General features: G+C 38.7%; 13 protein-coding genes. 4 read left to right on the top strand and 9 right to left on the bottom strand.

Annotated features, from left to right (window positions below; all coding sequences use genetic code 11):
- Positions 1–23: 23 nt before the first annotated feature.
- The 3 genes from BLS38_RS01385 to hpxO all read right to left on the bottom strand — a co-directional run bounded on the left by BLS38_RS01385 (position 24) and on the right by hpxO (position 4,521).
- The gene (locus tag BLS38_RS01385) at positions 24–1,628 is read right to left on the bottom strand and encodes an ABC transporter ATP-binding protein (RefSeq protein ID WP_092746539.1); all 1,605 of its coding nucleotides are present in this window, start codon (positions 1,626–1,628) and stop codon (positions 24–26) included.
- Positions 1,629–1,925: 297 nt separating this feature from the next.
- Positions 1,926–3,041: a BMP family ABC transporter substrate-binding protein gene (locus BLS38_RS01390; protein WP_092746540.1), complete on the bottom strand. Its 1,116-nt coding sequence runs from the start codon at positions 3,039–3,041 to the stop codon at positions 1,926–1,928.
- A 322-nt stretch (positions 3,042–3,363) separates the two neighbouring features.
- The gene (gene hpxO / locus BLS38_RS01395) at positions 3,364–4,521 is read right to left on the bottom strand and encodes an FAD-dependent urate hydroxylase HpxO (RefSeq protein WP_092746541.1); all 1,158 of its coding nucleotides are present in this window, start codon (positions 4,519–4,521) and stop codon (positions 3,364–3,366) included.
- Positions 4,522–4,684: 163 nt separating this feature from the next.
- Between hpxO and alc the strand changes: the two genes are divergently transcribed.
- From alc to BLS38_RS01410, 3 genes are all read left to right on the top strand, one after another.
- Positions 4,685–5,692, top strand: coding sequence for an allantoicase (alc, locus tag BLS38_RS01400; protein ID WP_092746542.1), 1,008 nt, complete (start codon positions 4,685–4,687; stop codon positions 5,690–5,692).
- A 12-nt stretch (positions 5,693–5,704) separates the two neighbouring features.
- Entirely contained in the window at positions 5,705–6,202 is a 498-nt protein-coding gene (locus tag BLS38_RS01405; protein ID WP_092746543.1) for an ureidoglycolate lyase, read from the top strand.
- A gap of 128 nt (positions 6,203–6,330) precedes the next feature.
- The gene (locus BLS38_RS01410; RefSeq protein ID WP_092746544.1) at positions 6,331–6,570 is read left to right on the top strand and encodes a putative hemolysin; all 240 of its coding nucleotides are present in this window, start codon (positions 6,331–6,333) and stop codon (positions 6,568–6,570) included.
- A gap of 55 nt (positions 6,571–6,625) precedes the next feature.
- Here BLS38_RS01410 and parE read toward each other — a convergent pair whose 3' ends face one another.
- The 5 genes from parE to BLS38_RS13095 all read right to left on the bottom strand — a co-directional run bounded on the left by parE (position 6,626) and on the right by BLS38_RS13095 (position 12,522).
- Positions 6,626–8,506: a DNA topoisomerase IV subunit B gene (parE, locus tag BLS38_RS01415; protein WP_092746545.1), complete on the bottom strand. Its 1,881-nt coding sequence runs from the start codon at positions 8,504–8,506 to the stop codon at positions 6,626–6,628.
- Between the two features lie 3 nt (positions 8,507–8,509).
- Positions 8,510–9,121, bottom strand: a complete 612-nt coding sequence (locus BLS38_RS01420; RefSeq protein WP_092746546.1) for a YqiA/YcfP family alpha/beta fold hydrolase — start codon at positions 9,119–9,121, stop codon at positions 8,510–8,512.
- A gap of 74 nt (positions 9,122–9,195) precedes the next feature.
- Complete coding sequence (locus tag BLS38_RS01425; protein WP_213030489.1) at positions 9,196–10,251, bottom strand: restriction endonuclease subunit S; 1,056 nt, start codon at positions 10,249–10,251, stop codon at positions 9,196–9,198.
- An 11-nt stretch (positions 10,252–10,262) separates the two neighbouring features.
- A complete protein-coding gene (locus BLS38_RS01430) occupies positions 10,263–12,290 on the bottom strand; it encodes an HsdM family class I SAM-dependent methyltransferase (RefSeq protein ID WP_092746547.1) in 2,028 nt (675 codons plus the stop codon).
- A 127-nt stretch (positions 12,291–12,417) separates the two neighbouring features.
- On the bottom strand, positions 12,418–12,522 hold the full coding sequence (locus BLS38_RS13095) for a DUF5052 family protein (protein WP_244518113.1): 105 nt from the start codon (positions 12,520–12,522) through the stop codon (positions 12,418–12,420).
- A gap of 202 nt (positions 12,523–12,724) precedes the next feature.
- On the opposite strand from BLS38_RS13095, the gene BLS38_RS01435 reads away from it, so the two are divergent.
- Positions 12,725–13,789, top strand: coding sequence for an RNA-guided endonuclease InsQ/TnpB family protein (locus BLS38_RS01435; protein WP_092746548.1), 1,065 nt, complete (start codon positions 12,725–12,727; stop codon positions 13,787–13,789).
- A gap of 103 nt (positions 13,790–13,892) precedes the next feature.
- On the opposite strand, the gene BLS38_RS01440 is transcribed toward BLS38_RS01435, so the two are convergent.
- Complete coding sequence (locus tag BLS38_RS01440) at positions 13,893–14,384, bottom strand: disulfide bond formation protein B (protein WP_092746549.1); 492 nt, start codon at positions 14,382–14,384, stop codon at positions 13,893–13,895.
- Positions 14,385–14,392 lie beyond the last annotated feature (8 nt).

Below are 14,392 nucleotides of genomic sequence, written 5' to 3' on the forward strand. Positions count from 1 at the left end.
ATTTCATCATTTCACTTTGCATGCTAAACATGAGCATTTTTATTAAGAGAAGAATTTACTGTTTTTGTTTCAGCGGTAATTCCCGACATGAGTAGACCAATTTGTTCGGCATTGGTTTCTGTTGTTGGCATTGGGTCAGACAATTGACCCGACGCTAACACACAAATTTTATCGCTAATTTCAAATAGCTCTTCTAGTTCTTCAGAAATCACCAAGATTGCAACGCCTTGGCGAGACAAATCAATCAGGGTTTGCCGAATAAACATGGATGCACCAACGTCTACACCCCATGTTGGTTGGGAAATAATAAGTACTTTAGGTTGCTGTAAGATCTCTCGCCCAACAATAAATTTCTGTAAATTACCACCTGACAATGAGCGTGCTTCAGCATTGACACCCGCAGCCTTTACTCCAAATTTTTCAATACACTGTGCAGTAAATTTTTTGGTTTTTTCAAATTGAATTAGACCAAATTTGGTTAAGCCTTGACGAAAAGCGGTCAGTAAACTGTTTTGTGCCAACGTCATATTGGGTACAGCACCACGCCCTAAACGCTCTTCTGGAACAAAACCAAGGCCTAAATCACGGCGTTGCCCTGCTGTCATTTTAGAGATATCTTGCCCTTCAAAAATAATCTGTCCTTGCTTTGTGGTGTCTTCACCAGAAAGCAAGGACAAGAGTTCAGCTTGGCCATTGCCTGAAATACCTGCAATACCTGTAATTTCACCACTATATATACTTAAATTAATCTGCTCTAAATGCGTACCAAATGGATCATCTGAACGATGACTGACCTGAGACAATTCAAAGCACTTCTTCTTTGTCCCTTCAAAATCTTGGTGTTGATACACAGGCAACTCACGTCCAATCATTAAGCGAGCCAAATCACTAGTACTGTTTTCACTTGGCAATACATACCCTGTTACTTTCCCATTGCGTAAAATGGTGGCTTCATCACACAACGCTTTAATTTCGTGTAACTTATGACTGATATAAAGAATAGACACTCCTTGCGATGCCAATAGTTTTAATGTTTTAAATAGTTGTTGTACGGCTTGTGGTGTCAGTACAGACGTGGGTTCGTCTAAAATAATTAAAGATGGGTTTTGTAGTAAACAACGAATAATTTCAACACGTTGTCGCTCTCCAACAGACAGCGAGTAGACTTCTCGTTGTGGATCTACTTTCAAGCCATATTGCTCTGAGACTTGAATGATTTTGTCATGTAAAGCTTTTGCTTCAATTTTCTGGTCAAGCCCAAGTAAAATGTTTTCTGCAACGGTCAGCGTTTCAAACAAAGAAAAGTGCTGATATACCATGCCAATGCCAAGCTTTCTCGCCATTGCAGGGTTATCAATACATACCTCTTTACCATTCCACAAAATTTGACCCTGATCGGCTTTGGTTGCACCATAAATAATTTTCATTAAGGTACTTTTACCGGCACCATTTTCACCTAAAATTGCATGAATTTGTCCTGCATTGACTTTCAAATCAATACAATCATTTGCTTTAAGCGTGTTATAGCTTTTACTAACATTGAGTAATTCAAGTCGAACTTGGTTATGCAATGGCTCTGATTGTGGCGAACGATTGCTCTTGTCATGAATGGAAGATTGTGTATGCATCACCTAAACTCTGTATGTAATTTAAGTCTTGATTAGACTTTTTTAAGACAATCCGATCTAGACCGTCATAACCCATGATTGACACGGCGTTGCAAAAACAATAAATGACCGAAAAAAATGGAATAAAAACAGTAGATTCAGCGAAGTCATTCGCCTCTAAACCAATAAAAGTTTTATGCAATCTAAAAGCTTAGACGCAGGCTCAGTTGACTCATTTCTGTCGCAGTCGATAACCGCTAAATAGATAATGATGGATAAAACGAGTTTATCCATCATATCGTCGAACATGAATGCAAATTATTTCGGTAGAGAACCTTCTACACCTTTCACGTAATAATTCATTTTGCTCAGAGTCGCATCTGATAAAACAGTTCCTTTCGCTGTCACCAATGCACCATCTTGTTTATAAATTGGACCAGCAAATGGATGTACAGTCCCTTTTAGAAGTTCGCCTTGTACTGCTAACGCTTTTGCTTTCATTGGTGCAGTCACTGCAGGGCCAAAGTTTTCAAGACCTACAGCACCTTGTTTTACCCCATACCAAATTGCACTTGGTTTCCACGTTTTATTGGCAACTTGCTCAAGTGCAGGCGTATATACTTTTTCCCAATGTAATACAGAAGCTGCTAAATGTGCATTCGGCCCAAATTTGGTCATGTCTGAATCCCAACCAAAGGCATATACACCCTTTTGTGCCGCAGCCTGCACGACAGCAGGTGAGTCAGTATTTTGCATTAAAATATCTGCTTTTTGTGAAATTAGCGCCAATGCTGCATCACGTTCTTTACCTGGGTTAAACCACGAATTGACCCAAACGACTTTAGTGGTGATTTTAGGGTTAACACTTTGTGCCCCTAAAGTATAAGCATTAATATTACGTACCACTTCAGGAATTGGGAAAGAGCCAACCACGCCCAAGACATTACTTTGTGTTTTTTGACCAGCAATCACACCTAATAAATACGCACCTTCATAAGTACGCAAGTCATAAACACCTACATTTTTAGCTTCTTTATAGCCAGTTGCATGCATGAAGGTGACGTTAGGAAATTGCTTTGCAACTTTTTCAACTTGGTTCATATAACCAAATGACGTTGCAAAAATAATTTTATTGCCTTGTTGCGCCAAATTGCGAATCACACGTTCTGCATCTGCAGTTTCTGATACATTTTCAATATAAGATGTTTTAAATTTACCTGCTAACGCTTTCTCGGCTTTAATACGGCCTTGGTCATGCGCATAGCTCCAACCATGGTCACTTGTTGGGCCAATATAAACAAAAGCTGCTTTATCTTCTGCATGTGCTTGAGCGAGTAAACCGCCACAAATAGATAAACTTGCCAATAGTTGAATTGTTATTTTTTTAAGACTAAAACTACGCTTAGAAAGATGAGATTTAACCGTATCTTGCATTACTTTACTCTCCTATTAAATATGATATTTAAACTTCAGCAAATATGTATGAAGGTTTAAACCTGTGTACCACACGATCTCTATAGAATTAAAAGCAAGTCTTATTCCAAGTTTTGAAAAAAACGTAAAAAACTTTAGTTTTTAAAAAAATATGGGCATACAAATTCTCATTTTTGTAAGACAGATCAAGTCATTTGTCACAATCGGTTCTCTCAACAGGCACATCAATTCATCTCATAGAAAATATGAAACAAAACCATCAATATGGGCATGTTTAAATTGAATAAATGTACCCATGACTTACCCCATTATTTACTTAAAATTAATCTAAAACATTACCAACAATATTGTTAATAATACCTTGCATAATGTGTTGCCCTTTCTCTTTTTTTAATGAGTCATACCAAGCTTGGGTAACAGCATCATCTTTCATGTGCGTCACATCACAACGTTTTCGAGCACGTAAAACCATTTCTTTAGTGCGCTCATTACGTTTGTCCTGATAACGCTGTAAAGCATCTTCTATGCCCAATGTATTGACCTGTAAAGAGCGTGCCAAATACACAGCATCTTCCATAGCCTGACACCCTCCCTGCCCAATATCTGGCGTGGTACTATGAGCTGCGTCCCCTAAAATGACGACGGAACCTTTGTAGAATTTTAAAAATGGCTCAATATCATGAATTTCAACACGATTCGTGGTTTGCTCATCCATTTGATCAATCAAATATTGTACTTGTGGGCACCATCCTTCAAAATACCCTTTTAAATCAGACTTATAGGTGTTGCGATTGTTTTCCAAACCCACAGATAATGGAACATCAAAGAAAAAGTAAAAGCGATTATCTGCAACAGGCATGACAGAAACACGTTTGCCTTCACCCACAAAAGTGGTCCATTGCTCAAGGGGTGCCACATTGTTTGATGCCTTAACCAAACCATTCCAATTCACATAGCCTGCGTAACGGCGACTGACTTGCTCGCCCAATACATAAGTACGTGTAATAGAATGTGTTCCGTCTGCACCAATAAGTAAAGGAGTACTTATCTCTGTGCCATCTGCAAACTTAACCTGTACGCTGTCATCTTGCTGTATGAGCTGTGTCATGCGTTTACCCAAATGAATATCTTCACGACCAAATTCATCCATGAGCATATTTTGAAGTTCTGCACGAGAAACAGGATATGGCTTTTGGCCTACCTCTTTGACCAAAGGTGCTAAACTAAAGGCTGTCATCGTGTCGCCTGAATGACCATCAATATAAGCAAGATCATTCATTTGCCCGCCTAGGCGTTTAATTTGCTCAGTCAGACCTAAATAGTTCATGCACTTTACGCCATTTGACCACAGTGAAATTGCTGCCCCTACAGGCAAAATTTTCTCAGTCTGTTCATAAATTGCGACCTCATGTCCGAACTTTTTTAGTGCAATACCCGCGGTCAATCCTGCCATACCCGCACCAATAATGACTATTTTCATCTTGATCTCTACTTATTCTTAAATTATCTGTTTTTATCTAGCCAAAAATGTGCCATTTCTCGAATATTCGCTGCAATTTACACCCATTTTGTGCAAAATTAAAATTTGGCGTGACATTTGCTTTTACTGAAAAAACCCTATAAATAATGAAGGAATCTATTATATGGCAACACTTCTTGCACCCATATTTGAACAGCCAGATGATCTAAAAATGCTCACAAATTTGGCAGATCTACGTATTGGCGCAGAAATTATTGACTGTTCTGATCAATTTTTTGCAGAAGCAAAACGTATGCTGGCCTTTGATGCCCCAATTTTTATAGAAGATGAATTTGATGATAATGGTAAATGGATGGACGGTTGGGAAACTCGCCGTAAACGCCATGCGGGCTATGACTGGTGTATTATCAAATTAGGCGTTGCAGGTCGTATTCAAGCTGTCGATATAGATACCACATTTTTTACAGGCAACTATCCTGCCTCTGCTTCACTTGAAGGGTGTTATGCACCTACGGGAGATTTAGCAGATGCCGTATGGCTGCCTGTATTAGGTAATAGTATTTTAGGACCAAGCCAACACCATGTGTTTTATACCCATACTCAAGCACAGGTCTTTACCCATATTCGTTTAAATATTTTTCCAGATGGTGGCGTTGCGCGCTTACGTATCTATGGGCAAGTTGAGCCAAACCAACACAGTAATGAAACCATAGACTTACTTGCACTTGAACATGGTGGACGTGTGATTGCATATAGCGATGCGCACTTTGGCCACCCTCGTAATCTTGTTAATCCTGGCCGTGGTGTTAACATGGGCGATGGTTGGGAAACCAAACGTCGCCGTGCACCTGGTTTTGACTGGTGTATTTTAGCATTGGGACAAGCAGGAAAAATTGAAAAAATTGATATTGATACTGCACATTTTAAAGGCAATTATCCTGCACAAGTCTCTATTCAAGCCACCTATATTGAAGATGCGACCGATCCACAATTGATTCCGCAAAGCATGTTTTGGCCATTTTTATTAGATGCACAAAACATGCAAATGGATCATGTTCACAGCTACATTGAGGAAATATTAGCCACAGGTGCAATATCACATATTCGTGTAAATATGATTCCAGATGGTGGCATTAGCCGTATTCGTCTGTGGGGTAAAGCCAAAGCCTAATAAGGAGCATGTATGCACATTGTTCATATTGAACCACTCACCATTGCGGGCTTCGCCCCTTTCGGTGACGTGATTAGCTGTGAAGGGCATGATTTTTTTCATATTAATGATGCTCATACTGAGCGCTACAATGCCATTGTAACAACACAAAAGCATGGTCAGGCAGACATTGGGATTAGTATTTTTCGTAATATTAAAACTACAAATGTGCCGTTTAACATTAAAATGTTAGAGAAACATCCACAGGGCTCACAGGCATTTATTCCTATGTCTGGGCAAGCATTTTTAATTGTGGTTGCCCCTGCACTGAATGATGACTGCCCTGATCTCTCTCAAATTCGAGCCTTTGTGTCTAACGGTAAACAAGGCATAAATTATAGCGTCAATACATGGCATCACCCCTTGCTGACTTTAGAAAGCCCAAGTGATTTTGCAGTGATTGACCGCATTGGTACAGGTCACAATTGTGATGTCTTTGAGTTTGATTTGGCAGTACACATTGCTGAATAAAGCATCATATGTAGCAGTCATCTTCATGATTGCTACATTTCACACCAACATCACTAAATTTCTTTACATGCAAGACCTATAAATTTCGCTATATTTTGCCAACATCTTGGTCAAATATCGAAGTTTCTATGAAAAAACGCTACTCTATAAGCACTTTAGTGATGTGTGGTTTAATTCTTTCAGCCTGCAGTCACTCACCTACAAAAAAAACATTACAGATGGCTAATCCAGCAAGCCAATACTGTATTGAACAAGGCGGCAAACTACACCCACTTAAAGACGCATTTGGCAATCAAACCAATAATTGCAAATTGCCTAAAGGCCTAGAAAAAGATGAGTGGGACTTATACAGAGAAACCCACCCTTAATCAAATACTGCACAGATTGTAAGTGCAGTAACAGCACTTACAATCATCTAATATATTATAAGGTTACATCTGCTAAATTGCCTTTTTGCTCTAACCATTGTTTACGGTCAGCTGAGCGTTTTTTAGCCAAGAGTTTATCTAGTAAACTGGCTGTGAACTGTGCATCATCTAAATCTAGCTGAACCAGACGGCGTGTGTCTGGGTCCATAGTGGTTTCACGCAGTTGCCCTGCATTCATTTCACCTAGGCCTTTAAAACGGGTAATTTGTGGTGATTTACTTTTGGCTTTTTTCAAGGTCGCTTCAAGCTCTGCATCATCTAAAGCATAGTAAACATCTTTGCCATCATCTATACGATACAACGGTGGCATCGCCACAAATAAATGCCCCTCATCGACCAAAGCACGGAAGTGGCGTACAAATAACGCACACAACAAAGTCGCAATGTGTAGACCATCTGAGTCGGCATCGGCCAAAATACAAATTCGGCCATAGCGTAGTTCAGATAAATCATCACTGCCAGGATCTACACCTATCGCAATGGCAATATCATGTACTTCTTGAGATGCAAGCACTTCGTCTGATGCCACTTCCCATGTATTTAAAATTTTTCCACGTATTGGCATAATCGCTTGGAAGTTTTTATCTCGTGCCTGCTTAGCACTGCCTCCTGCCGAATCACCTTCAACAATAAAGAGTTCACTTTCTTCGCGTGTAAGCCCTGAACAATCGGCCAACTTACCTGGCAGTGCAGGGCCAGAAGTAATTTTTTTACGCTCAACTTTTTTAGCGGCCTTTAATCTGCGACCTGCTTTGGCAATCACGGCTTCAGCAAGTTGTAACGCTAAGTCTGAGTGTTGGTTTAACCATAAAGTAAATGCATCTTTGGCCATATTGAGCACAACACTTGATGCTTCACGGCTAGATAAACGCTCTTTGGTTTGACCTGAAAATTGTGGCTCTTGAAATTTAAGTGACAAGATATAATTTACACCGTCCCACACATCTTCAGCAGAAAGTTTAAGTTGGCGTGGCAGTAAATTACGCAACTCACAAAACTCACGTAATGCTTCGGTAATGCCTGAACGCAAGCCATTTACGTGGGTACCACCTTGTGCTGTGGGTATCAGGTTGACATAGCTTTCTTGCGTTTGCTCACCACCTTCTAAATTCCAACTTAAAGCAAACTCACAACTGGCACGCTCTGCCTGACCTTGTGCCACAAATGCAGGGTTTGGCAATATGTCTCGGTCTTGCAATTCATCCATTAAATAATCAACTAAACCATTTTCAAACTGCCACTGTATGGTTTCGTTGTTGATCTGATCGATGTAATTAATTTCCAAACCCGCCGAAAGTACGGCTTTGGCTTTTAAGTTATGTTTTAATGCTTTTAAAGCAAATTTTGGGCTGTCAAAATACTTGGCTTCTGGCCAAAAATGTACTGTTGTTCCTGTATTTTTTTTTGCAACTTTACCTTCTAAAACAGCCAATGGTTCAACGGGTACGCCTTGCTCAAATGCCATACTGTACAGGTTACCCTGACGTTGTACCTCTACTTCTACACGCGTAGACAATGCATTCACAACTGAAATACCAACCCCATGCAAGCCCCCTGAAAACTCATAGTTATCGGTGCTAAATTTTCCGCCTGCATGCAATTTAGTTAAAATAATTTCAATACCACTTTGGCCATATTCGGGGTGTATGTCTACAGGCATACCACGCCCATTGTCTTGTACAGACAGTGAACCGTCTTTATATACAGTCACTGTAATTTTATTGGCATGGCCTGCAAGTGCTTCGTCTACTGCATTATCAATCACTTCTTGTGCCAAATGGTTTGGTCTAGTCGTGTCTGTATACATGCCAGGACGGCGGCGAACAGGGTCTAAACCAGAGAGTACTTCAAGCGATTGAGCCGTATATTGTGACACGTTTTATATTTTCCTTGCTGTAAAACACTGTAGTAGAAACATCATTATGATTGGAATTTTGTCTGCGAAATTGTTCATCACGTGATTACCATCATGCATGGTCATCATCATACACTGTGATGGACTCTGCATATAATAACGCTGTGCCTGTTGATAATCCAAGACTTCATCGCCTTGTTGTAACAATAGCAGTTTTTCACTGCGTTTTAGCACAATGCTTGTAAACATCTGTGCTAAATCATCTAAGTCTAGTTGTTGTAATGCCCATGATGAAGTGATGCTATAGGGCAAATTTGACATGCCTATCTGCTCTGCAAACACCAATGCAGGGTCAACTACAGGGTTAATCAACACTGATTTCAATCCATATAAACACGCAATGTAATTGGCATAAAAACCACCTAGACTACTCCCTACACAGAAAAACCGATGATTTGGGAACTGTGCCATATAAGAGTGTATATGTTCAATCACTTGACATGGTGGTCGGTTTAAGTCGGGTAAATACACCTTAACATCAGGAAAATATTGCGCACAATATTGGCGAAGCAACAACCCTTTTACCGAATGTGCTTGGCTTTGAAAACCATGAAAGTAGATGATTTTATGTTTCATGTACTTTCCTTGCAACCTAGTGTGCTAGATTTTGAGTGAGTTCTATACGTTCATCTAAGTGTTCCACTACATTTTTAATGACTACTTTTTGCATGGCCTTGATGAGTGTTTCCATATATATATGGGTAGTCTGGGGTGTGGTCTGCTTTAATGGGGAGTAATATACTCAACTCATCTGCATCACTCGCATAAAAATTTCTAGAATAATCAAATTGACCAGCATTAGATGATTTATGAATTGCCGTTGTTATAAATATCACTGCAAATTTTGGTAGATTTTGAGTATGCACCACTGCCACGTGATCATCTGCCCCGTACTCATAATTACGATATTTAGCAGAACCAAACATATCAATTGTAATTGTATTAGAGTTAAACACTTGTACGTCATTACTTACCAGTGCGGAAATGCCCATATTAGCTTCTCCCGCAGTTACAAAAGGTAAGTTACCACAAATACGATCAGCAGATTTTAAACGTCTTCCACGTTGAGATCTACCATACAATTGCTGTAAATTAAACTCCCCCCACTTTATATCTTCCAATTCATCTAAGGCTTTTTGCTCCGTTTGCGTCAACTGATAGTCTTTTAAGCCTGTTGTACAAAGGTAAGCGTTGAGCGTAGCGAAACGCTCTGCGTTGAGCGTAGCGATAAATTTCTCCATAAATTCATAAGAAATTTGATTATTGATGGTCGGGAGTTGGATTTTTATCCCATTATTTTTTAATTTTGAACTAGAAAGTTGATTACCATAAGAATAAACATCTTTGAATTTTTTATTTAAAGTCGTAGATAGGAATAAACCAGTCGCATGAGTAAGCTCCCTATCTTTTAACTTCAATGTATGTACTTTCATTTCCACACTTGCACGGTAAGGGTGATAAAAAGAAATTCCAAAAAAGTTTACACTCAAAAAATTTTTTAAGTACTTTGCATTTTCGATATGCTCGTTTAAGTAACCTATAATTCCATTATTGGTTACCTGAACAGATATTCTAGGTATCTCTCCTTTTTTCGCTTGTTGATTATCAATTAAACTACCAGTACCTACATCAAACAACTCACCAATTTCAAACTCTTGCCACTCAATGCCTGCATCTTTTTCCAACTGTTCAAGTTGTTGTTGCATTGAGTGGCGATTTACTTTCCCGCATCACCATTATTTTTAAGTAGTTGGTCTACTTCCCATGCTAAATAATCTGCAACTGTTTTTCTAAAATCATCAAAAGTTGGCTTAGTATCAATAATTTTATGTTGATCGAAGTTCCAGTCTGCACCAGATGCTGTAATAAAGTCTTCTACATATATGGCATCTAAATTCCAGTCTGCTTCTACTTTTGCTCGCTTACCTGCTTTATAAATTTTTATAATATCTGCATAACGCTTGGTTGGTTGGTCATTTTCTTGCAAAGCGCGACTAGTACGCTTGTAACCATCTTGCCTAAAGTCAATAAATTTTACCGTTTGATCGAAATCATGTGGTTTATGTGCTTCAAATACATAAATACTGGTTTGCACACCTGCCATAGGCTGAAATAAATCGGTTGGCATTTTCAGACTTGCCAAAAGTGTATGTTTTTTTAAAATGGCTTGATTGCTTTGTATTGCTTTTCCAGACCCTGCCGAGTCTTGAATAATAATTGCACCTAAGCCCCCTTTTTCCATTTTATCTAAACCAAAGGCAATAAATGGCATACCATTTTCGGTATAGCTAAACGGCGGGTTTAATAAAAGTTTATTGGCTTTAAAATGTGTATAAAGTTCATCGGGTGTTTTAAATGTGTTGCCTTTTTGAATGTTTGAGCTTCCATCACCACGCATAATCATATTGGTGGTTGCAAGGGTATACATTTCAGCGTTTAACTCTACCCCTAACAGTTGTTGTTGTTTTATTTGCTTTATTTTTTCTTCCGCTTGTGTTGTTTTTTTACCATAGCTTTGTTCTGCGTCATTAATCATCATTTCCATACAAGAGATAAGAAATCCAGCCGAACCTGTAGCCAAATCCATGACTTTTGAATGCTGATCTACGTTTAAAATAGTAGCCATCATTTTTGTAATATACGGTGGTGTAAGTACAATGCCTATTTCTTTACCATCACCTAGTGCATATTTTAAAAATTCAGAATACATTTCCCCCATAATATCTAAATGCCCTGCCATTGCATCTATAGATAAGAAAATATTTTCATAAATAAAGGTAAAAATTTGCTTGGTTGTACTGGCTTCTACAGTCGAAATTATCTTACTGACTTCTTTGTCTAGGGTCGTCAATTCATCTCTGTATGGGTCTTTAGAAATTTCACCAAAACTCGCTAACATGAGGGCTTGTTTTTTGGCATCAATCTCTCGTGCCGTAAGAAACTCGGTAATTTGGTTAAATACCAAAATACTATCTCTTCGACTCTCTGTTTGTAACCCTTTAAGCTCTTGTGGTATTAAACCTTCTTGAACTTTCTGACCATGTTTATCAACCACAGGTTGCATGGCAAGCAATGTACCAGACACATACAACACACGCTGTGGAGCTGTAATGTTGAGGTTGTGCATGAGTTTATTTAATTTTTTAGCGTAGCTTTGTAATTGGGCACGTGAAGAAATTAAAATATCGTGCTTTTCATCTTCCGTGAGTACAGCGTTGTCGTAAAATACTTTAAATGTGTCTTCATTTTCTAAAAAGTCTAACGTAGATACAGTATCTAATAACTTATATGAGTGTTCTCCAGAACCATACACATAATACACTTGTATTTTTATTGTTTCCGCACAATCTCCCGAAATGCCTATAGCAATAACATCACGGTATTTAGCAGAAGCAATAATACCTGTTGCATAATACAGTGCCCCATTTACGGCGTAACTCGTCACAGATTTAGGGTCAAACTTTATTTTCCCCTTATTTTCTGAAACAAGGTACTTAGAGCCTAGTTTATTTTCAATAACTACAGGAATACTCTGATTGTTTTTTAGTAAGCTAAAATCTGGTTTACCAAAGTTAGTTTTATTTTCTGTTTTAGCACGACCTTTTAGGGCGTCTTTTAAATGGTCTGGAATAGCAGATTCGGTATAATAATCTTGCTGATTTTTCAAATGAAGCTGTTTAAATTTATCTTTAACCCAATCATTTATGTGGTCTTCAAGTTGATATATCACTTGTGTTTGCACCATTTCATCAGCCTATCTGTGTTGTACCCAACCCAAAAAGTGGGCTAAGTCTATATTTTAATGGGCCTAAATATATCATTTTTTCTATATTTTTATAATCAATCCCTACCGTAAAGGGTAAGACTTTTTATTAGCGAGGAACACCGCCCCACCACGGATTAAATAACATACAACCTGACATACTCAGTACAGAAAGAACCAATACACTGGCTAGCATCATTTTGAGCGTTTTCATTGGGCGCACTCACTTTAAGAAAAGCGCTAGCTTAAATCTGCTTTATCAGTTTAGCCGTAAAACCCCGTCCTTTAGGTCGGGGATATAAGGCTGTGTGACATAACCCATAATTCAAAAAATATTAACAATATTTTTTGAATTATGGGTTATTAGGAATACCAAAAACAGTCAAGTAAGCACAATAATTTGCTATAATAAGCCTATGAAAACATTTAAATTACGCATAAAAGACAAACATTGTAAGGTACTAGACCAACTCGCATCTGAGGTGAACTTTGTTTGGAATTATGTGAATGATTTGTGTTTTAAGCATCTTAAAAAAACAGGTCAATTCTTCTCAGCCTATGATGTTGCCAAATACACTAAAGGCACATCAAAAGAGTGTGGCTTACATAGCCAAACTGTTCAGGCTGTGACAGAAGAACTCATTACAAGGCGTAAGCAATTTAAAAAAGCTAAGCTAAATTGGCGTGTAAGCAATAAGAAATCTGCAAGACGTTCACTCGGTTGGATTCCATTTAAAAAAGTTGCTGTCAAGTATGCTGATGGCTATGTTCAGTATGGTAAACATCAATTCAAACTATGGGACAGTTATGGACTCTCAAAATACAAAGTTAAGACAGGTGCATTTGTTGAAGATAGTCGTGGGCGTTGGTATGTCTGTTTAGTTGTAGAAGCACCAAAAATAGAGAAAACAACATCAACCACAGCCATTGGCATTGATCTAGGGCTAAAAGACCTTGCGACATGCTCAGATGGTGTAAAACTCAAAGCACCTAAAATCTATCGTCAGTATGAACAAAAACTTGGTATCGCCCAAAGAGCCAACAACAAAAAACGTGTCAAAGCGATTCATGCCAAGATTAAGAATATCAGACAGAATATGTTGCATCAATTCACACATAAACTTGTGAATAGCCATGCAATGATCATTGTTGGCAATGTAAATGCCAAAGCATTAGCACAGACAAAATTAGCAAAGTCTGTACTCGATGTAAGTTGGACAACCTTTCGAGCCATGCTCAAGTACAAATGCGAGAACGCAGGCGTATGGTTTGAGGAAGTCAACGAAGCGTATACCACTCAAACGTGTTCGTGCTGTAGCTCACGGCTCAGTAGTCCGAAAGGTAGAACAGGTCTTGGAATAAGAGAATGGCAGTGCATGGAGTGCGGTACGCTCCATGATCGAGATATAAACTCAGCACTGAATATTCTTGCGCTCGGACATGAGCGTCTCGCAGGAGGAATCCCTGTCTTGCGAAGCTAATCGCTTCTCAGGTCGGGGAGGATGTCAAGTAGCCACGATAAACGCTTGTAGCAATTATGTAACTTATCTGTATAACTATTTCACTAGACGCAATACACTAAATTTAAGCTTTACGCAAAAATTGAGTAAAACTAAAAAATAATAATACTGCAAAAAAGAGCAATGACCACACAGGCATAGACTGACCTAAAAATGTCCAATCAATTTTTGCACATTCACCAGAGCCTGTGAGTACTTGAGACAACACTTCTTTCATTGGCAATACATCAACCAAGTAATTCAATCCAGGGCCACAACTTGGTACTTCGCTCGCAGGGAGGTGTTGAATCCAAACATGTCGTGCTGCAACCGCAAAAGACCATAAGATACTTAAGGTTGCCAGAAACGCGTAAATGACTCTAAAAATGCGCAGTTTTGGATTATGTAACAATGCAATCAGTGCAAATAAACCCATAAAAATCAGGCCAACACGCTGAAAAACACACAAAGGGCATGGTTGTAACCCTTTAAAATGCTCTAGATATAAAGCAAATGCCATGCCTACAACAGAAGCGAATACTAAAAAAAGATTAACTAAACGATAGCTGAGTTTCATTTTGTACT

This window comes from Acinetobacter boissieri (assembly GCF_900096955.1).
GTDB lineage: Bacteria > Pseudomonadota > Gammaproteobacteria > Pseudomonadales > Moraxellaceae > Acinetobacter > Acinetobacter boissieri.

Bases quoted from the DNA above. Each gene is read 5' to 3' on its own strand.
- BLS38_RS01385 (WP_092746539.1), bottom strand. From the start codon at position 1,628: ATGCATACACAATCTTCCATTCATGACAAGAGCAATCGTTCGCCACAA.
- BLS38_RS01390 (WP_092746540.1), bottom strand. From the start codon at position 3,041: ATGCAAGATACGGTTAAATCTCATCTTTCTAAGCGTAGTTTTAGTCTT.
- hpxO (WP_092746541.1), bottom strand. From the start codon at position 4,521: ATGAAAATAGTCATTATTGGTGCGGGTATGGCAGGATTGACCGCGGGT.
- alc (WP_092746542.1), top strand. From the start codon at position 4,685: ATGGCAACACTTCTTGCACCCATATTTGAACAGCCAGATGATCTAAAA.
- BLS38_RS01405 (WP_092746543.1), top strand. From the start codon at position 5,705: ATGCACATTGTTCATATTGAACCACTCACCATTGCGGGCTTCGCCCCT.
- BLS38_RS01410 (WP_092746544.1), top strand. From the start codon at position 6,331: ATGAAAAAACGCTACTCTATAAGCACTTTAGTGATGTGTGGTTTAATT.
- BLS38_RS01420 (WP_092746546.1), bottom strand. From the start codon at position 9,121: ATGAAACATAAAATCATCTACTTTCATGGTTTTCAAAGCCAAGCACAT.
- BLS38_RS01425 (WP_213030489.1), bottom strand. From the start codon at position 10,251: ATGCAACAACAACTTGAACAGTTGGAAAAAGATGCAGGCATTGAGTGG.
- BLS38_RS01430 (WP_092746547.1), bottom strand. From the start codon at position 12,290: ATGGTGCAAACACAAGTGATATATCAACTTGAAGACCACATAAATGAT.
- BLS38_RS13095 (WP_244518113.1), bottom strand. From the start codon at position 12,522: ATGAAAACGCTCAAAATGATGCTAGCCAGTGTATTGGTTCTTTCTGTA.
- BLS38_RS01435 (WP_092746548.1), top strand. From the start codon at position 12,725: ATGAAAACATTTAAATTACGCATAAAAGACAAACATTGTAAGGTACTA.
- BLS38_RS01440 (WP_092746549.1), bottom strand. From the start codon at position 14,384: ATGAAACTCAGCTATCGTTTAGTTAATCTTTTTTTAGTATTCGCTTCT.